A 20,046-nucleotide genomic window follows, 5' to 3' on the forward strand; every position below is an offset into this window, starting at 1 on the left:
CATCTGAATGTATTATGTCACATCACTAAAAGAAAGGAAAATGTGATGTTTTAGCTTCTATAAACATCATACAAGAAGGAAATGATTTATCTTGATAATGCGGCTACTACACTGCATAAACCCCCGGAGGTGGCAGAGGCAGTGCTGCAGGCTATGATGCATATGGGAAACAGCGGCAGGGGCGCCCATGAGGAGGCACTCACAGCTTCCAGAAGGATTTATGAAACCAGGGAGATCCTGGCAGGGATGTTTCACTGTCCGCAGGCTCAGAATGTTGTATTTACCCTAAACTCTACAGAGGCATTAAATACTGCAATACAGGGTTTGATCGGACCCGGAGAGCATGTTGTCACGACAGATCTGGAGCATAATTCTGTTCTCAGACCCCTCTATCGGCTGGAACAGGAAAAGGGTATCCGGCTTTCTTTTGCAGAATCAGACACAAGGGGATGTATTGACTATGACCGGTTGGAGCTTCTTGTAAAAGATAACGCAAAAGCTATCGTCTGTACACACGGCTCAAATCTTACAGGTAATTTAGTCGATATTGCCAGAGTCGGTAAAATCGCAGATACATACGGCGCACTTTTTATTTTGGACGCTTCCCAGACTGCAGGTGTGTTCCCCATTGACATGCAGGAAATGCACATTGATGTGTTGTGTTTTACCGGACATAAGAGTCTCTTCGGCCCTCAGGGGACAGGCGGACTGGCTGTGTGCGGTGACTTGGAGATCAGACCTTTAAAAGTGGGAGGAAGCGGAATCCGGACCTTTGACAGGATACATCCGAAAGAACTGCCGACAGGCCTTGAGGCGGGTACTCTGAACGGACATGGGATCGCCGGTTTAGGCGCCGGCGCCGCATTTATTGAAAAAACCGGGATGGACCGTATTTTCAGACATGAGCAGAGACTTACCCGAACCTTTTATGAGGGGGTAAAGGATATAGATGGCGTAACGATATACGGGGACTTTTCCACGTGGATGCGCGCTCCTATTGTAGCTCTGAATATTTGGGATTATGATTCGTCAGAAGTCAGTGATGAACTGTCCCAGGTCTATGATATTGCCACCAGGCCCGGAGCACACTGTGCCCCCAGACTGCATCAGGCACTGGGAACAGTCGAACAGGGCGCTGTACGGTTCAGTTTTTCCTATTACAACACAGAGGAGGAAGTGCAGGCAGCCATTGATGCTGTCAGAAAAATTGCTTCGGAATAAAATACAGTATTTGCCCAGGATCTGTCATAATAGCGATATATAACACCAGATTTCTTCAATCACAGGCGCAATGATGCCCACTTGCAGCAGACTTGTGATTGGCGACGCTCTCAATGTCCGGATGGTTTCCTGATAAACCCGTTCACTCGCAGGAAATATGCTTTCAAATACAGGGTCAAGGCCATTAGCTTCCATTTTCACCTGTCCCTTTTTATCAGATATTCCATCAGCCCGCCTGCCAGGACTCCGGCAGTATAACACACAAGATCACTCCATAAAAAACCAAACCCCAATACCAGACCGCCCAAAGTGGTATGGCGCAGTGCGTTGATCCAATCTGCCTGGTATAACTGAGAAAATTCTATGGCGTAGGAAAGCAGAAGCGCTGCGGCCATCACCTTTCCTGTGGACATTTTTACAAATAGAAATCCAATCCCCCAGAATACCATCAATGCCCAGAGAGTATCCCCCGCATAATCCCTGACAAATGCCGGAAGATAAGAACCGAATTTTCTTGATGAAAGGCCGAGTATCATGGTCACTATGATCCATATCAAATATGTGATCCTGTTTCGTTCTGCTTCTTTATTTTCCTGCATTGCTCCACTCCTGCCGTTATTTTTCCGCGGTCAGAAGAAAAGACAGCGGTAATCCTTTTTTATCATATGCCTCAGTCAAGCCCACATCATAATCGAACTCCTCCAGCTTCAGCACGCGCATCCCTGCACAGCTTACCCCACTGATAATATCAGCCATTGTATGGGAAAAGCTGGTGAAGGTTTTGGATTTGTATGTCTCTGACATATATCCCATCCCTTCATTCTCTTTCCATGGCTCTTTTCTGAAATAAGAATACGTTGTTTTATTCAAATGTTTCTCATCAAATTCCGGTTCCCCCGGCAATGGCAGCATGTTCATCACCGGATGGAAATCATGGACTAACAGGATTCCCCCTGTCTTTAAGCAGTCTGACACTTTCCGAAAAAGCGGTTTTAGGTCCTCAAACCACGTCAGCGCTCCAATGGTAAACAAAATAAAATCAAACTGACCATTGTATGTTTCAGGAATCTCCAGTATATTGCATGAGACAAAACGGCAGTTGTCCATGCCGGCCTTCTCCGCGGTGTCTCTTGCCTGCTCTATAATATTTTCGGCAATATCAAACCCCACCGCATTTTTGGCCCCAAGCTGCATCAGGGACAGCAGTTCCCGTCCGTTGTTGCAGCAAAACTGGGATATGGTTTTCTCTTTAAAATCTATTTGTTCCAGTTCTTTTATAACATCCGGACAGAAAAACGGCAGCCTCTCATGCATTAATTTTACATGGTTTTCCTCTCCCCAGCCGGGATGCCTGTGCTCAAAGGCTTCCTCCCATGCCGCTTTATTTCCGCTGATATAATTTACGGATGTATCCGCTCTATGTTTTTCCCGATGTGCTGTAATGATTGTCCAACTGCCGGCGTTAACCGTAATGACGCAGCCATCAGCGCTTACATACCAGTTCTTTCCTTTTCTGGTGATAACAGCATGGGGCGACCTTATTTTTTCTTTGCACCATGCAGTCACCTGATCCGTATCCAGGGCAAGATTCCTTCTGATTCGCATTGCCCCTAACTCTGTTGTATGCAGTTTATCCAGATGATCCGTCAGTCTGTTTCTTCTCTCATTTTCCATAGTCACTCCATATCTGCAAAACGCTGCGGACAGCTCTGCCGTTCGCTGATATTTCCCTGGCAGCCGGTTCCATACCCCGGCAGGCAGAGATATTCATGCAGGGCCCCGAAGGGCCCCACTTTCAAAGCTTCTCTATACAGCCGGATTGAATGGCCTGCAGATTCTGCATGATCCTTTCTTTCGGCCAATCCCACCACCTTAAGTCAAGCAGTGCCTGAACGGTTTCCTCCGAGAAACGTTTTCGTATAGGTTTCGCAGGTATCCCCCCTACGATCGTATAGGGCGGAACGTCCTTTGTCACCACTGCCCTGGTCCCTATGATTGCCCCGTCACCGATGGTTACGCCGGCCATTACAACAGCCTCGTAACCAATCCACACATCACTGCCGATCACAATATCTCCCTTGTTGTCCCAGGAATCCGTTACATTCTTTTTATCCAGCTCCCACTCCTCAAAGAAAAGAGGAAACGGGTATGTGGACAACGAACGGAATGTGTGGTTAGCACTGTTAAACAAAAATTTTGCGCCGCAGGCAATGGAGCAGAATTTCCCGATGATAAGCTTATCCCTGTTGATGGGATAATGGTATAATACGTTATTTTTCTCAAACAGCACCGGGTCATTGACAAAATCGTTATACATCGTGTATTCCCCAACCGTTATATTGGGATCATGGATCACGTTCTTTAAATAAATCGTCTGTTTATCGCCTGTTCTGGGATAAATTTCTTTCTCCGGAATAGTCATAAAAAATCCTCCTGTAATCACAATTTGGTTTATCAGCTATTCCGGCTGCTGCAATACAACGTTTCACCGCACCTCACCTCTTCTCTAGTCGTTCCAGCTATTGGCGTCCTTAGGCACTGCGGAAGCATAATATCCCAGTTTGTGAAACTGGAACCATTCCACTATCTTCTCCTCCGGTGCCGCTTCTAAAGCGAGCAGTACCTCTTTTGCAAACTCCAGCGCTGCTGTGCCGTTGGCGGTAACCACATTTTTATGGCTCACAGCTTGTTTTGCAATGTAATTAGCATCCCCTGTATATGCCTCACCTGCCCATTGTTTTAAGTCATTTAAATCATTGCTTGTGTGTTCAACGTGGTTCAAAAGGCCAATGGTTCCCAGAAAAGCTGATGCGTCACATATTGCACCAAGAACCTTTCCCTTTTCAAAGCACTGTTTTGCCAGAGGTGCGATTTTCCCGGCCTCTGCATTTCTCCAGGACATGCCTCCAACCAGAATGACAGCTTCATAATCCTCCGGCACTGAGTAGATATCATAATCCGGTACCACATGAAAACCGCCGATGGATGCCACCCTGTCTGTTGTCAGGGATACTGTCTTTGCCTCATATTTTCCCTGTCCCAGCATATAGAGCGCTGATGCCAGGTAGGCTGATTCCCAATCCGCATACTGCTCCAGTATTACAAATAAAATTGTTTTTTTCATCCTTCTTTTCCCTTCTCTGACTGCGCCTGTTCCTCATGAAACAAAAAGACGGCTTTTTTGAGCATATCCCACACCTCTTCTTTGGGTGCTGTGATTTGTCCTGTGGCAATATAAGAGGCCAGACCGTGTGTGTAGATTATCATATTATGAAAAAACTGGCTGGTCTTTTCTTCCGGTATCTGCAGATCAACTGTGATCTGCTGTATCATCTCTTTTTTCTCATCCGTATTTACAAGTTGTTTAAATCCGATTCCACGGTTTCCGCTTCCGCCGTTCATAAACAGATACTGGAAAAGATTAGGTTCATCAAATGCCATCTCTATGTAAGCCCTGCCCACATGAAAGAAGGCATCCATCCCCTGTTTCCCGCCTCTGTACATTTTCTCATTGGCATAGTTCAAAGCAAATTCTGCCAGCGCTCTGCGCAGTGTCTCCATATTGCCAAAATGCCAGGAAATGGGCTGTGTGGAACAGCCAATCTCCTCCGCAATACTTTTAATGTTCAAGCTGGAATACCCATCCCGGATCAGTTTCCTCAGGGCGGCTTTCAATATGGCTTCTTTTGGGATTTGTGTCCGCGGCAATCTCTCACCTTCTCTAAAAATGTATTTATATAAATCCGTTTATGTTAAAATCTATTTTCATTATATCCCATCTTTCGGTTTTGTCAATCCATTTGGGCCATACATCGTCTATGCCAAAAGAGGACTGCGCACACTTCTCAGTGCCACTGTCCTCTTTTAGCAGAAACTTTATAATAATTCTAATATCTAATCTTCTGTGCAGATGATCTTAACATCATATTTTGAAAGCATCTCGCCGCTTTTCACACATTCCCCTGTCAGCACATCTGTGTTTCCCACAAAGCAGGAGGGAATTTCAAAATCTTCATCCTTAAAATTGATCACAAAATAATATCTCTGTCCGTCTCTCTTCCTGCAGGTGATTTCAAGACCTGTCTTCTCTTCCACAACCGGTTTAACGCTTACATCTTCTGCTGCCATGTCAAGGACCTTCGCAAGCCCCCGGCAGTCCATTTCTGTTCCGATGTAATATACGAATCCGTCCCCGAACAGATTCCTGGTCACTGCCGGGCTCTCTGCATAGAAATCTTTTCCATAACGGCCGATGCATTCTGCCCCTCTCAGATGTATGATATCACATACCAATCTGCCGGGCACACTGACACCATCGTCAAAGATCACCGTATTTTCCTGCTCCGGTGCCAGGGCGTCAATCTCTTCCACCCACACTCCGGCCATTTTGCTCAGAACTCCGGGATAGCCGCCGAGATATACGTTATCCGACTGGTCCACGATTCCGCTCATATATGTAGTGACCAGAACGCCGCCTTTGCTTACGAAATCCTCCAGGGCTTCCTGCATACCGGCTTTCACCATGTAAAGAACAGGCGCTACAACCATTTTATACCTGCTAAAATCCGCGTCAAAGGGTATCATATTGACAGGAATATTGCGCTCATAAAAATACCGGTAATACTGGTGGATCTGGTCTACATATGTCAGATCCACATTCGGTCCGCTGGTATATTCCAATGCCCAGTAGTTATCCCAGTCAAAGACAATGCCCACCTCTGCCTCATTGACGGAATCCAGTGTCCGGTCTCCCAGCATCTCCAGTTCCTGTCCGAGCTGCTGTACCTCTCTGAACACTCTCGTATCCTCTGTACCCACATGGGCAATGACTGCCCCGTGGAACTTTTCACATCCGCCAACGCTTCTGCGAAGCTGGAAAAACTGGATGGTATCCGCACCATGGGCAATGGTCTGATAACTCTGGGCCCGCATCTGTCCCGGCCTTTTCAGGGAATTATATGGCTGCCAGTTCTGCTGGCTCGGTGTCTGCTCCATCAGCATAAAAGATTCATCCTTCAGACCGCGCATGAGATCATGGCACATAGCGGTCTGACTCCATGGTGTGTCATAGCTGGGATAATTATCCCAGGACACGACATCCATCTCTTTTGCCCATTTGAAATAGTCCAGCCCCTTGTAGGTTCCCATGAGATTCGTGGTGATCGGAGTCTCTTTATCATAACAGCGTACCGCATCCCGCTCCATCACATAATTACCCAGCATGCTGTCTGACATAAATCTGCGGTAATCCACAGAGATCCCCGCAAATGCCGTCTTATCGCTCCCCAGCCCTTCACTCAGCGCATTAGGCAGTACGATCTCATCCCAGTCATAAATGGTATGTCCCCAGAATTCCAGATTCCACGCTTTATTCAGAGCTTCTATGGTTCCATACTTTTTCCTCAGCCAGACGCGGAATGCCTTTTCACAATTCTCGCAGTAACATTCGCCGCCGTATTCATTATTAATATGCCAGCACGCAATATGTTCATTGCTTCCGTATCTCTTTGCCAGTTCTTTTGCAAGCGCCTCCGCATACTTCTGATAGACCGGAGAATTCGGGCACGCATTGTGCCTCTGTCCGAATTTGTGATGCCTTCCCTCATAGTCTGTTCTTGCAACTTCAGGATACCGCTTCACCATCCATGCGGGAAGCGCAGCCGTGGATGTGGCAAGCACAATGTCATAATTCTCCCGGCTCAGCATCTCCACAATCTCGTCCAGTTCACTGAAGTCATAGACTTCCTCTGAGGGCTGGATCTTTGCCCAGGAAAATACATTGATGGTGGCGCTGTTGATCCGCGCATCCTTAAATATCCTCATATCCTCCTGCCAGATATCCTTTGGCCACTGGTTTGGATTATAATCCCCGCCGTATAAAATTCTTTTAAATTTACCTTTCATGTCACCTGTCTCCTTATTTCTGCTTGTAACAATTCAGACAAGCTGAACCGTTACTTCTGCTTTCTCTTACGGTTAGTTTAATTATATTATAGATAGACAAAGGATTGTGTAATATGTTAAGCTAAATAATATAACATTTTGAAACAGGTGAGAACAATGCCGATTTATTTTAGAAATACACCGGTCAGCGAACCGTTTACTTTTGATTCCATAGGAAACCACTGGGTACAGGAACACACTTCCCGTCCCAAGGGCTATCCGCTCTGCCACTATCTCCAGTCCGAAAAGGGAAGCGGCAGAATCACCATACAGGGAAAGGAATACCTTCTGCTGGAGGGAGAAGGTGTATTGATCACGCCGTTCATCCAGCATTCCTATGGAAAGGAGACAGAGGAATGGCTCACCCTGTTTGCCACCTTTACAGGGACTATTGAAAGCAGCATTCCCAGACTTTTAGGAAACAGGCCGTTTATCTTTATCGGAAAGGAGCAGGGCGCCGAGATAGCGTCTTTTATTTCCGGCATAGTAAAGAAATATGAGAACCCGCCCATGGATGTCAAAGCCTTATCTGCAGACTGCTATCGGCTCCTGATGTTTCTTGCAGACGGTATCTATACCCATGATCTACTGGAAGATTCCCTGTATCAGAGGTATGTGGCCCCGGTGATACGGGAAATCGAAACAAATTATCATTCCGAGCTGACCGTACAGAAACTCAGCCGCCAGGTATACATCTCGCCCCAGTACCTGTCACGGCTGTTCCACCGTTTTCTGGGATGCTCCGCTTATGAATACCTGACTATTTACAGGATCAACAAGGCCAAGGAGTATCTGCTCACAAATCCGCGTATGGAAGTGCAGGATATTGCGCATAAGGTGGGGTTTGCGGATGCGAGCCATTTTATCTCTATCTTCAGGAAAATAACCGGGGTCACGCCTTTGGGGTTTCGGAAGCTTAACTGATCAGCATCCTTCTGATCGTACCGCTTTTTTCTGTTCAAGTATAATTTTGCCCACGCCAAAAGGCTGAAATGAATAGGAATCTGTCCAGGTATCCTCAAAATCTATATCCGGGCTTACTACATGATCCTCATATCCCCGAATACCTTTAAAGGTGTTGGGTCCCACAAAGCACACTTCCCCTTTTCAGTGATGGTGAGGGCCTAAAAGATTCCTGTTGGTGCCATACAGTATTACCTCCACATGATTTTTCCCCTCTCTCAGCATTGGAGTAAGCTTCACCCTGAAAGGAGACATATAAAGCAGTTCAGAATGCCCGTTGCATCGAATCAAAACGGCTGCTGCCCTCAGGTCAGAAAATTTCAGATACTGTATGCATTCCTCCATCTTATCAATCTCAAGCACGGTCTTCAGATTTCCTCTGTAAAACCAGCATCCCTGAGTAGTTACGTTCTGGAATCCTGAAATTTCTTTTCTGTCCCTTAGACTAAAAGTACAGCGCTTTACTTGTATATATGCCGGCTTTTGAACAGGCAGTGCCTGCGGCTGGACCCAGAAGTCTCCCAGTATATAAATGGCCTCCGGTTCAACCGGATAAAAAAATCTGTTTACTTCCGTCTCAAACAGTCCGTCCACGTCCCTGACTTCCTCTGACGGGATACGGTAAGCTGCTTTTACTGTATTCCATCCCTCTTTCAATTTTCCCTCCAGAGAATATTCATGGATTTTTTCGTCCATATACCAGTCTGCTCTGGATGAGGTGATTTCAGTTCCGTTGCACCACACTCCTATACAGTCATCATCTTCTACTGCTGCCTGAAGCGTAACAGGATGTTCCATTTCATTATGGAAACTGTAACGAATATAAAACTTATCTGCCTTTTCCTCTGCTGCCCTGCGGTATAATTCAGGATGCATTTTTACCATCGGCATTTCTTCTGAATAGATTTTATCGTCAAAAGAGAAAGCCGCATAGTCCAGAGTCAGGGCATTTCTTCCGGACAGCTTCCAGTTTCCTCTGAGGCTGCAGGTATACATTTCTTCCGGCTCCCTGTAATGTGACATCCCTTCCACGGCTTCCAGAAGTATGGACTGTCTGCCTTCCATCTGGAAATACACCATGGAATCTCCGCCGCTGTACTGCACCTCCATAAAAGTTCTGGCCTCAGTCTCCGGATTTATTTCGCAAACCTTTTGCTGTCCGGATATCTTTAGCATCAGCTTCCTTACGCTGTCCTGATGACGGTTCCATATATAAATATATTTTTTTTCTGCCTGTTTTACCGATACACAAAGGTCTTTCGCTATATGAAGTCCTTCTTTCTCAAAGACAACCATATCCCTTTTACTGTGTAATGCTGCGAAGCATTTATCCCAAAATCCTCTTCTATTTTGAATGACATGACAATCTTTGGCCCATGTCATATCAGCAGGCCCGCATTTTGGTAGTTCCCCTGTAAACAAGACAGTTCCGCCCTGGCTCCTGAATTTTTTAAGGAGACATACCGTATTTTCTTCCAATATCAGGCACTTTGGTACAATTACGGTATGATAAACACATTTGCCAACTATAAATTTCCCGTCTTCCACTGCTCCGCAGTCACGTATGATTTCTTCATCACCAATATCATACCCTACCTGAATATCCATCAAATTCTCCAAGAGGCTGCGGTAGGAAGCCGCATACTCTTGTTCCGCCTCTGATCTTCGTTCCCTGTGGAGCAGATATATGGATTTTAAAGGACTCAATACCAATGTATCCTCAGTCCATTCTCCTTTTTCCATAAAATAGCCTATGCCTTCCATCCAATGAGCAACATGATGAAACTGCTCCCACCAGGGTTCCTGATAAGAATAAAAGGCAGGATAATCTCTTTTTCTGATTCCCTTCATTGTGTGGGCACCTATATGCAATACAGGGATATTGATCCCTGAGGCTGCCTGCCAGCCCCAGATATAACACATCTCCTCAAAAGTAATATTCCACCCCGCACAGCCAAAAGTCTCGGAAAGCACTTTATTTCTCCCATACTGCTTTGCCGCACTGGTAACCTGCTTTGTCAGGAGCACAGAGGTGATTCTCTTTCCCAAATGGTCAATGCCCGGCTGCTGCATATACTTATATTTTGGCATCACGCCTGCCGTGCTCTGCATTTGCTGGATATAGCTGTCCTCCCCCGGAAAATGTCCCGTAAACTTCACATGATTTTTTTCGCACCAGTCATAAATCTGCCGTGCAAAATGAAATTCCATCATCTCCTGCACCGTATCCCAGTAATCTTTCCGGAATTTCCCCGTTTCCGGGGATTCTGTTTCCAAAAAAAGATACATGGACTTTAAAAAGGAATACCCATTTCGTTTCCGGAAATATTCTTCCAATTCATCACTGTAAGGAAACCCATGCAGGTCATACTGCGGTTCATCCGTAAAAAATCCGGGGACTACTGTACCGAAAAATTCACCCAGCTCCTCTTTATAACGTTCGTGTGTCACTTCCAGGAATTTTTCCGTAACTTTTTTAGACAGTAAATCCACATAATTCGGTTCTGTGACACAAACAAACAGCACATCCGCCTTTGCCGGCTCTGTAAAATCATAGCCGTGGGAAGTTTTTCGAAAGGACGCCAATATGCGGTGTCCTGCTGTTTCATCATCTGCTTTGCAGATTTTTATATACTTTGCCTGATATTCCTGTCCGCAGCCATTTACCAGACCGCCGGCAAAACCACTGGGCCATCCGTCTTCGTCATAAATCCAGGCCTCCATTCCCAGCTCTTCCGCCTTTTTCACGGCTGTCCGGCAGGCATGGAACCACTCTTTTGACAGATAGGAAGTCATAAGTCCGGCCCTGGAATGCATGAAAAATCCACGCAGGCCCTCCTCATGAAATTCCTCTATTCGGCGGCATATACTCTCGTCATCCATAAACTCATTCCATGCCCAGAAGCTAAGCGGTGCAAATTCTTTTCTTTCCATATATTTTCCTCTAACCTTTGACGGCTCCTCCTGTCAGGCCTTCCACAATTTTAGATGAGAACAGGAAATACAGCACAATGACAGGAATCAACGTGATAACTACGGCTGCCATGGATTCACTCATATATTTTGTGAACTGGCCGATATACTGATAGATAACTAATGTGAGGGTATTTGAAGTCTTCTTCCCAAGAAGCACCATGGGCATATAGAAATCGTTCCACTGAGAAATTGCTGTGATCAACGCAACCGTCATTACGACCGGTTTACATAACGGCGCAATAATCTGAAAAAAAATACGGAAGTCCCCTGCTCCGTCTATCCGCGCTGATTCTTCTAGTGCCACAGGAATCGTGTGGAAAAATTTCTGGAAAATAAAGCAGGCCATGGAAATACCTGAAGCATACACTAACATCATTCCAAAAATGTTGTTCAGAAGGCCGATTCTTTTCAAAATCAGAAACAGAGGCAGTACACTGACCTGTACCGGCACCATCATACCCATCAGAAAATATCCGCTCAGAAAATTTTTTCCTTTAAAATCAAATCTGGAAATTCCATAAGCGGTCAGTCCCGCCAGCAAAATGCAGCCCAGAGTGCCGCCTACCGTAAGCACCACACTATTTTTCAGATACAGTAGCAGGTTTGCTTCCTTCAGAACCCGGAAATAACTTTCCATAGTCAATTGTTTCGGAAATCCGACAAAATTAGTTACAATATCCCCTTTTGATTTCAGGGAATCCATCACTGTAATAGACAGTGCAAAAATAGTGATTCCGGTATATATCATCAGAATAATGGACAAGACCCATCTGACAACCCTGGCGCCCGGCGAAAGTATTTCTGTATTTTTCTCCTTTTTCATATCCATTCTCCTAATTGTCATATTCAAACTTTTTAAGGACTTTGTTTTGAATTGTCGTGATGATCAGCATGACAGCAAACATCACCACACAGATGGATGCTCCAAATCCAATTTCGGACTTACCATTCAAAGCACTGCCAAAAGTGTAACGGTAAAATACCAGATTCACAAAATCAAGAGAGCCGCTGACCCCGCCTTTTGCACCGCCCAGAATGAAGGGCAGGTCAAAGAGAGCCAGAGCCCAGATCGTGCTCATAGTGATGACCGACGCACAGGACGGCAGAGAAAGCGGAACCAGAATCCTTGTAAACCGCTGCCATTCCGTACAACCGTCAATCCTGCTGGCTTCCATGACATCTTTGGAGATATCCATAAAATTCGAGTAAAATATCATAACTCCCGAACCGGCTCCCTGCCATAGGATCAATAAGATCATCAGTTTGAAGGCCCAGTTCGGATCTCCGAACCATGCTCCCTGCAGATGCTCAAGACCAACCGCCTCAAGGAATTTATTCAGGAAACCTATATTGGGGTTAAAAATCAGAGTTGCAAAAAAGCTTATGATCGTTGTACTGATGACATATGGCATGAATATCATAAATTTCAGGTACTTGTAAGCCGGAATTTTGATAAAAAACAGATATGCCATCAAATACTGAAAAGGCGTGATAATAAGCCAAACACAGAGCAGATATTTTATATTGTTCCATAACGCATTAAAAAACACCGGTGAAAATCTCTCATCCGTAAAGATGGTGACAAAATTCTGAATCCCATTAAACTTCATTTCGCCCAACCCTGACCACTGGAAAAAACTCAGATAAAACACATAGATAATCGGCAGGATAATAAAGCAGGTATAAAAAATAAACCCGGGCAGGATAAATTTAACCTGTTTATGTCTTTTATTCATACATCCGTCTCCTTAAAAATACTGCCGGTTCTCTTTTGAGGACCGGCAGCACAGCCTTTACTGCATAACTTTGCTTATGTTGTCCATGAATTCTTCTACTGTAATGTCCCCTGAGAAAATTTTTGTAAAATCCTCGTCCCAGAGACTCACCGCCGTGCCGTCTGTTGAGTGGTTTACAAGAACAGACTGCCAGCTTGTATAAATATTGCCTGCGCCACTCTCTGAGATTTCTTTGGCAATTTCAGTGGAAGCCTCAATCTCGTCACTGGCAGACACTGCCCCCTGAGACTGGACCCAGACAGTCTGGGCATCCAGAGAAGCACAATAATTCATAAACGCAACAGCCGCCGCTTCATTTTCTGTTGCAGTATTGACTGAAAAACCATTTGCCGGTGTTCCTACCATACCTCTGATGCCTTCTTCTGATGGAATTTCAAACGCCCCGTAATTCAGATCCGGATTATTTTCACTGATCGTTGCCGCTTCCCAGGAACCTGCAATATCCATCACGGCCTCTCCGGAAGTAAACGCCAGTGTCTGGGCATTATTGTCTGCAACACCCAGCCAGTTATCTCCGAAATATCCCTTGTCTGCCCATTCCAGCATTTTATTTAATGCATCCGCTGCAGGCTTGTCCGTGGCTTTTACAGAATAGTCTGACAGCCCCTTGGTATATTCCACATCCATTGCAGAGAGAATCGGTTCAAAAGTAAACAGCAGGGAATAGACATTTACCCCTGACAAGGATATGGGAGTATACCCGGCCTTTTTGATCTTTTCCAGCAATTCTTCAAATTCACTGAATTTCTCCGGTACTTCCCAGCCGTTTTTCTCGAATATATCCTTGTTGTAATATACAGCTCTGGTATCCATAGTAAGCCACGGTACTGAATAATTTTTTCCATCTACCTCAGTCAGTTTCATTGCATCTTCACCAAAAAGACTGTAATCTACCTTATCCGTTAAATCCATACACACTTCGTTTGATACATAATCTTTCATATTTGCCGTAGCAGTTCCGTTTGTCCAGAAAATGTCCGGCCCTTCCCCTGACTGAATTGCGGTTGACAGAAGACTGTAATAGTTGTCCCCGTCCTTGATTTCATACTCCACTTCCACGTCCTGGTACTTTTTCTGAAATCCCTCAATAATCTGCTGAAGGCTGGCCTCAAAACCGTAGCCATGTTCCCAGATTGTCAGGGTACCTGACACCCCGCCATCGTTTTCTTTTGATTCACCATCGGCATTTCCTTTTCCTTTTGTACTCTGTGAATTGTCACCACACCCAGCCAGGGAAACCCCCATCACAGATACTGCGCAGATGAATGATACTGTTTTTTTCCAGTTCATAATTTACCTCCTTAAACTTTTCCTTTGTTTTCATCTACGATAATTATAGGAAAATATCACGCAGAGAACCATCAACTATCTTCCCCGTCTGATTCAAATATTTATACCGCTTTCACCTATTGGTTCAAAATCTGCTTTCCTGATTCAAAATTTTACGTTTCCCATATCCCTGCGGTAGTCTGTTATGGTCTTTCCGGTGATTTTTTTGAAGACCCGCACCATATAATTTTCATTGGAAAAGCCTGCGGCTGCAGCAATTTCACCTAAAGTACAGCCGGATTTTTTTATCATTTCTTTTACCTTCTCTATCCGCTTCTGGTTGATATACTGTACCGGGGTCACACCCATTCTATCCTTAAATTTTCTGCAGAACGCTGAGATACTCATATTTCCCAGCTCAGCAAGTTCCTCCAGGGGAAGACCTGTGCTGATATTTTTGTCAATATAGGAAAGTATCCTGCCAAAATCATCTTCTTCAAAAATCTCTGAGAGCGCCTCTTTGAACTGCCCGATCAGTTCCTGAACTTTTCTATTCACTTCTGTACACGATGCAGATGTCGTGACCGCATCTACAAAGGGGTATTTTCCGCTCCATCTCCTGACAATCGCCATATCATACAGATATTCCTTCAAAATACTGTAGACAAAAATGCTCACAGCCTGACTCAGCGCATCCCTGGCTGTCTTCACCCATATCTGCTTCCTTCTGCATGTACTTAAAAATTGGTTTAGTTCTTTTTCAAATATCTCCAGGCCGGATTTTTCCATAAAGGATTTGGTGCTGAACATAAACTCCGGTGTCTCCCGGGACCAGCAGATATCTTCGCTGTAATATACAGATATAGATTCATGATAAAATCTCATCTCCACCGCCTCATCAGCTTCCTGATATCCTGCGGGGATTCCCTGCATATCCCTGAATTCTCTGCTGATTCCCATTAGAAGATGTTTATTTGTATACTGAAGTATATTTTTTTGAATTTCTTCTATATAATCACCCAGTATACGTTTCCTTTCCTCTTTTGGAACGGACGCCGGCAGCCTGAAAACAATAAAGGGATTTCTGTTATAGGAGTCTATCAGGGAACCCATGTGATATCTGCTGATGATTCCATCTAAAAGATGCAGAATCATCTTTTCATCTACATGATCCTGCTCTAATCTGATGACGCCTACTGCTTTTATGTCTGTTTCATCAGCCGGTATTTCATCCAGACTGTGCAGCCTCCTCCGTTCTCCTGTCCTGCCGGATATTTTTTCCCTGACCTCACAGATAGCTTTCATTAAGTTTTCTTCATTGATGTCCTGCTTTAAAATATAGTTATCTGTCCCCAGTGCGATGGCTTCCCTGGCATATTCAAATTTGTCATAACAGCTTAAAATAATAATTCCGTCAGCCAGTTCCTGTTTCCTTATCTCACGGATGAATTCAAGACCATTCATCTCCGGCATCTCTATATCTGTAATGACAATATCCACCAGATTGGTTTTTAGATATTCAAGAGCATCCTTTGCAAATCCGAATGTCCCGGCAACTTCTATATCCTTTTGTTCCTCCAGAAGAGACTGAATCCCTATTCTGGACAAAATTTCATCTTCCACGATAATTACACGAATCATTTGCTCTCCTCTCCTTTTGCCGGAAGTCTATATTCCACCACAGTTCCTCTTTCCGGCTCACTGGTAATCTCCATTCCGTATTCCCCGCCATATTCCAAACTGATAATCTGTTCGATATTAGTAAGACCGATATTGGTGTGGTTTTCTCTCACTGCGCCTCTGTTTTTCCATTCTGTCATATCGAACCCGCATCCGTTATCCGAAACCCTGATCTTCAGGATTTCTCCCTCTACCCACGCACATACTGATATTTTCCCTCCCCGGGTCATTCCACGTTTAAACCCGTGTATGATAGCGTTCTCCACCACTGGCTGTATAAGAAATCTGAAGATTCGACACGAAAGCGCCTGCTCCTCAATGTTAAAATCCATCTCAAAATTCATAAATCTGGCTTTCTGAATCACAGCATAACGCTTGATCAGTTCTATCTCTTCTTTCAAAGTATAATTCTCTTTATCACTTTTCGCAGCATTCATCAGAATATAGATCAGGGCTTCCGTCAGATTCCTGATATTTTCCTGTTTATTGATCACTGCCATCCACTTGATGGTGTTCAGAGCATTATACAGAAAATGAGGCTGTAACTGGGCTACCAGAGCCTGCATTTTAAAATTATTTTTTTCGTTTACTTCTTTTTCATTGTTCAGAATAAGTTCATTGATCCTTTTTGTCATACTGTTAAAATGACCGGACAGGCTTTTCAGCTCCCCGCTGCTTATTTCCCCCATCTGTACCTCTCTGTTTCCCTTGGCAAACTGATCCATCGCATACTTCAGTTCGCTGATCGGTTTCAAAAAATACCTTTGAAATGTGTAAAATACCAAAATGAGAAAAAGACAGTAAACAATGGAAATAACCACCACCACCTGTTTCAATGGCTTCATGGAGCGCATCATAGATGCCATGGAGGCGCTCCCCATAAAAACCCATCCTGTCTTCTCCATTCTGCTGTAAGCTTCCACGTTTCTTCCACTGCCGTCATCGGTTATCTGATATCCATTCTTATTTTTTGAATCCAAAATTTCTGTCTGCATTATCTGATTCACTGCAGACTTATCTGAACTGTACAAAACCGTACCATCCGCATCCAGCATATATTTTGTATTATCCTCCATCTGCAGACGGTCAAATGCCCTTCTGATCATCTGGTCACTGATGATATAGTACAAGATACCTATATTCTTCTCTTCCTTTCCGTTTAAAGACCTGGCAAGGATATATTGTCTTGTACTGGCCTTGCCGTACAGTTCATTTGATGTAAACCACATGTATTTCCCGCCGCCTTCCGAAATATCCCGGCTGTATTTCTTCATAATATCTGTCAGATTTTTATACACTTTGGTTCCGCTGAAATATATCTCGTCCCCACTGGACAGATAGGCTGCCTTAATACCACTGTAGGAATAACAACAGGCCGCAAGGGAATGTTCGATAAAATCCCTGTCTGCATTTCCTGACTCCAGCTGGTCGATACTTCCATTGTGATACAGAGACATGGTACTGTCTTCATATGTCTTCAAAGAGGAGGAAACCTGATTGGATACGGAAATCATGGTCTCCTGCATACTGCTTCCGAAATTGTCCCCCGCATAGTCCTGAAACACTTTGTATGTAGCAAAAATCAAAACAATATATGGTATCACAACAAATATCAAGAACAGTATAAATATTTTTAATCTTATACGGTATTTCTGCAGTCCCCTGAATGATTTTTTCATATGTTTTCCGCCCTTCCTTTGCTGTATGTAGTCGTCATTCTGCTTATATCTGTGTTAACATTATATGATAATGGCAGGGAAGTTACAATGGATGAGTTTATCCGGCGGATAATAAAATGAGCACCGCTGCTATTTTGATAATAACAGCGATGCTCTCCATTGTTTTATAATACTCCATATAGGTGTATTCTGCCAAATCCTCCGCTTTTTCGGTGGGTATCAGCTGAAAACTCCTGCTGTCTTCCCTGGACTGACAGGATTCGAGAGGGAACCCTGACAGGGATCATGTGAACACTCTGCCGGTTCAGTTCATGGTATCGTCCCGCAAAATATCAGCCAGCTTATACCGCAGAACTTTTTTCCCGCCAATATAATAAGCCAGCGCCACAAAAGCAAAAACAGCGATTATAAATGCCAGCACAGGTATGAACGGAGCTTCTCTTATAAAAATCATGGGCTCCAGGTAACTTGCCTTCAGCATAAGCGCAGCCAGAAGGATGGTAAGAGGCAGGGTCACCAATACCGGGCGTCCGGCAATGATCAGAGCCTCAACACAGAACATCTTTTTTATCCCTCCGGGTGTCAGCCCCACGGACATATAACGGGCAAATTCCCGTCTTCGCTGGCGCACAAACCCCAGCGTATTGGAAAACACATTGCCGATTCCAATGAAAGCAAGCAGTACACAAAAGCCGCCAAAGATCAACATCATGCCATCTTTCATCTTATCATCGGAAAGCTTTTCCTGTATGCGGTTTTCGCTTACTATTGTATATCCGCTGCCCACAAGCCGGGTGACCTCCTTTTCCAATCTGTCCAGTTCATCCATCGCCGCATTTTCCCCGGCAAGTACCCGGATATAAAAATCTTCCTCTGCTCCGCCAATCGGCGTTTTTATCTGCTTCCACAGGGAAACCGGAAGGAAATGTACCAGTTCATAATAATCCAATGTACCGTACTCCTCCCGCAGAACCGGAACCTCCTGTGTATAGGTGATCACAGGGATCTTTGCTGCCATCTTATCATCTGCTGTACTTCTCAGGACAGTAATTCCCCGGTCTTCTTTCAGGTACGGAATGTAATCAGGATCGCGGAAATTGGGATTCCTGCTGTCCCGGATCCGATTCAGGATCACAGCGCCATCCAGTCTTGGTTCTGCACCAATCTGTTCACAATACGAAAGAAAACTGGCATCATCTAATATGACCACAGGCGCATGGATCATCCATCCGCTGTCTGTATTTGACACAAAGGTCTGATCTGCGTTTTCAAAACCGCCCGCAGCACGGAACTGCCCGCTTATTTCTTCCTCTGTGATTAACCGTTTTGCTTCCGCTTTCTGGTATACGGTACAGCTTCTCACATCCAAAAGCTCCTGCATTTGTTTTGTCCCGCCAAATGTATCCATCTCTGTATCCTTTACCGTGACCATCACATCCCAGACATTCTGGTATTTTTCAAAATACGTCATTCGCGTGCTGATATCAGTAAGGGTAAAGAAGCACTGCATTAACGTAAAAGCCATAAAAGAAAAGGTCAAAGATAAAGTAGCAGTACGCCATGCTTTTTTCTGTGCCTTCAGCGCATTGGAGGCAAGTTCGCCCTCCAACCCGAAGAAAAAGGACAATACTCGTGAATTCTTCCGCTTGTACAGAGGAAGTTCACCGGTATTTTTGATGGCTTCCAGCGGTGTCAGCCGGCTCAGTTTTCTTGCAGGATACCAGGCCGAGAGCCAGACAGTAAAAACAGTAACAGCAAATGTACATATAAATACCAGAGGATGATATCCCCATTCTGCTTCATGGCGTCCTTCTGCCAGATTTCCCGCCATGATATTTGCCAGTTTCAATAGCCCCACTGCAATCATAATACCCAGTAAATTACCGGACACTACCGGTACTGCACACAATGCGGCAGCCTCCTGCAGCAGACAGGTCCGAATCTGTCCCGGTGTAGCTCCTATACTGGAAAATATACCAAACTGATGCACCCTGGCATTCATAGTCACAGCGAAGGAATTGTGTATGATCATGACCAGAGATATACAGGCCATAGCGGTTATCGCCAGAAAAAGCGGAAAGATCAGTCTGGGAGCAGTATCCTGCGGGTCCCGAATGAGATACATGGCCAAAAGGGAATGATGGCAGGAAACTGCCTCCGGCGGTACCTCTGCTAATTTGGCGATTTTTGGAAGATCTTCAAGAATCGTTCCCATATCTTCAAAATAAAGATCAACTGCAGCCTTCTCCCCTTCTGTCCCTTCCTGATTTATGACCACTTTTTCTATATTGGGAAAATTCTTCACAGCAGCCAGCGTATCCTCATCGAAACTCCCTTCTATACGCCCCTGCCAGCCTCCTTCCTCTATCTGAATCCTCTCGACCTCATATTTCCAAAGGTTATAAAACAGGCTGCAGAGCAGTGACAGAAACAACGCGGATATAAAAGCAGCCACCATGACGGAGATACCGGATGACCGGTTGTTTTTTATGTAACTCCTGGAATATTCTTTCCACATA

General features: G+C 44.7%; 15 protein-coding genes. 2 read left to right on the forward strand and 13 right to left on the reverse strand.

Annotation, left to right across the window (positions count from 1 at the left end; translation table 11 throughout):
• Positions 1–81 precede the first annotated feature (81 nt).
• Positions 82–1,221 carry an aminotransferase class V-fold PLP-dependent enzyme gene (locus tag WMO65_RS07995; RefSeq protein ID WP_148392671.1) on the forward strand — a complete coding sequence of 380 codons (1,140 nt, stop codon included), beginning with the start codon at positions 82–84 and terminating at the stop codon, positions 1,219–1,221.
• Positions 1,222–1,418: 197 nt separating this feature from the next.
• On the opposite strand, the gene WMO65_RS08000 is transcribed toward WMO65_RS07995, so the two are convergent.
• The 6 genes from WMO65_RS08000 to WMO65_RS08030 all read right to left on the reverse strand — a co-directional run bounded on the left by WMO65_RS08000 (position 1,419) and on the right by WMO65_RS08030 (position 7,125).
• Positions 1,419–1,820, reverse strand: a complete 402-nt coding sequence (locus WMO65_RS08000) for a ribosomal maturation YjgA family protein (protein ID WP_148392672.1) — start codon at positions 1,818–1,820, stop codon at positions 1,419–1,421.
• 16 nt (positions 1,821–1,836) lie between these two features.
• The gene (locus WMO65_RS08005; protein WP_330641592.1) at positions 1,837–2,895 is read right to left on the reverse strand and encodes a DUF3781 domain-containing protein; all 1,059 of its coding nucleotides are present in this window, start codon (positions 2,893–2,895) and stop codon (positions 1,837–1,839) included.
• A gap of 121 nt (positions 2,896–3,016) precedes the next feature.
• Positions 3,017–3,643 carry a CatB-related O-acetyltransferase gene (locus WMO65_RS08015; RefSeq protein WP_033139519.1) on the reverse strand — a complete coding sequence of 209 codons (627 nt, stop codon included), beginning with the start codon at positions 3,641–3,643 and terminating at the stop codon, positions 3,017–3,019.
• Positions 3,644–3,727: 84 nt separating this feature from the next.
• Positions 3,728–4,345 carry a DJ-1/PfpI family protein gene (locus tag WMO65_RS08020; RefSeq protein WP_148392673.1) on the reverse strand — a complete coding sequence of 206 codons (618 nt, stop codon included), beginning with the start codon at positions 4,343–4,345 and terminating at the stop codon, positions 3,728–3,730.
• Positions 4,342–4,929, reverse strand: a complete 588-nt coding sequence (locus WMO65_RS08025; protein ID WP_148392674.1) for a TetR/AcrR family transcriptional regulator — start codon at positions 4,927–4,929, stop codon at positions 4,342–4,344. Before WMO65_RS08025 ends, WMO65_RS08020 begins: the two co-directional genes overlap by 4 nt.
• Positions 4,930–5,115: 186 nt before the next feature.
• Positions 5,116–7,125: a beta-galactosidase gene (locus WMO65_RS08030; protein ID WP_148392675.1), complete on the reverse strand. Its 2,010-nt coding sequence runs from the start codon at positions 7,123–7,125 to the stop codon at positions 5,116–5,118.
• 156 nt (positions 7,126–7,281) lie between these two features.
• Between WMO65_RS08030 and WMO65_RS08035 the strand changes: the two genes are divergently transcribed.
• Positions 7,282–8,088, forward strand: a complete 807-nt coding sequence (locus tag WMO65_RS08035) for an AraC family transcriptional regulator (RefSeq protein WP_033139516.1) — start codon at positions 7,282–7,284, stop codon at positions 8,086–8,088.
• 183 nt (positions 8,089–8,271) lie between these two features.
• Here WMO65_RS08035 and WMO65_RS08040 read toward each other — a convergent pair whose 3' ends face one another.
• The 7 genes from WMO65_RS08040 to WMO65_RS08070 form a co-directional block, all read right to left on the reverse strand.
• Complete coding sequence (locus WMO65_RS08040; RefSeq protein ID WP_148392676.1) at positions 8,272–11,061, reverse strand: glycosyl hydrolase; 2,790 nt, start codon at positions 11,059–11,061, stop codon at positions 8,272–8,274.
• Between the two features lie 10 nt (positions 11,062–11,071).
• A complete protein-coding gene (locus WMO65_RS08045; RefSeq protein WP_033139514.1) occupies positions 11,072–11,926 on the reverse strand; it encodes a carbohydrate ABC transporter permease in 855 nt (284 codons plus the stop codon).
• 10 nt (positions 11,927–11,936) lie between these two features.
• Positions 11,937–12,839, reverse strand: a complete 903-nt coding sequence (locus WMO65_RS08050; RefSeq protein ID WP_033139513.1) for a carbohydrate ABC transporter permease — start codon at positions 12,837–12,839, stop codon at positions 11,937–11,939.
• A gap of 57 nt (positions 12,840–12,896) precedes the next feature.
• Positions 12,897–14,189 carry an ABC transporter substrate-binding protein gene (locus WMO65_RS08055; RefSeq protein WP_148392677.1) on the reverse strand — a complete coding sequence of 431 codons (1,293 nt, stop codon included), beginning with the start codon at positions 14,187–14,189 and terminating at the stop codon, positions 12,897–12,899.
• A gap of 144 nt (positions 14,190–14,333) precedes the next feature.
• Positions 14,334–15,809 carry a response regulator gene (locus tag WMO65_RS08060; RefSeq protein WP_148392678.1) on the reverse strand — a complete coding sequence of 492 codons (1,476 nt, stop codon included), beginning with the start codon at positions 15,807–15,809 and terminating at the stop codon, positions 14,334–14,336.
• Positions 15,806–17,527, reverse strand: a complete 1,722-nt coding sequence (locus WMO65_RS08065) for a cache domain-containing sensor histidine kinase (protein ID WP_148392679.1) — start codon at positions 17,525–17,527, stop codon at positions 15,806–15,808. Before WMO65_RS08065 ends, WMO65_RS08060 begins: the two co-directional genes overlap by 4 nt.
• A gap of 304 nt (positions 17,528–17,831) precedes the next feature.
• On the reverse strand, positions 17,832–20,045 hold the full coding sequence (locus WMO65_RS08070) for an ABC transporter permease (RefSeq protein WP_148392680.1): 2,214 nt from the start codon (positions 20,043–20,045) through the stop codon (positions 17,832–17,834).
• Position 20,046: the final 1 nt, after the last annotated feature.

The organism is Blautia caccae (assembly GCF_040095955.1).
Taxonomy (GTDB): domain Bacteria; phylum Bacillota; class Clostridia; order Lachnospirales; family Lachnospiraceae; genus Blautia; species Blautia celeris.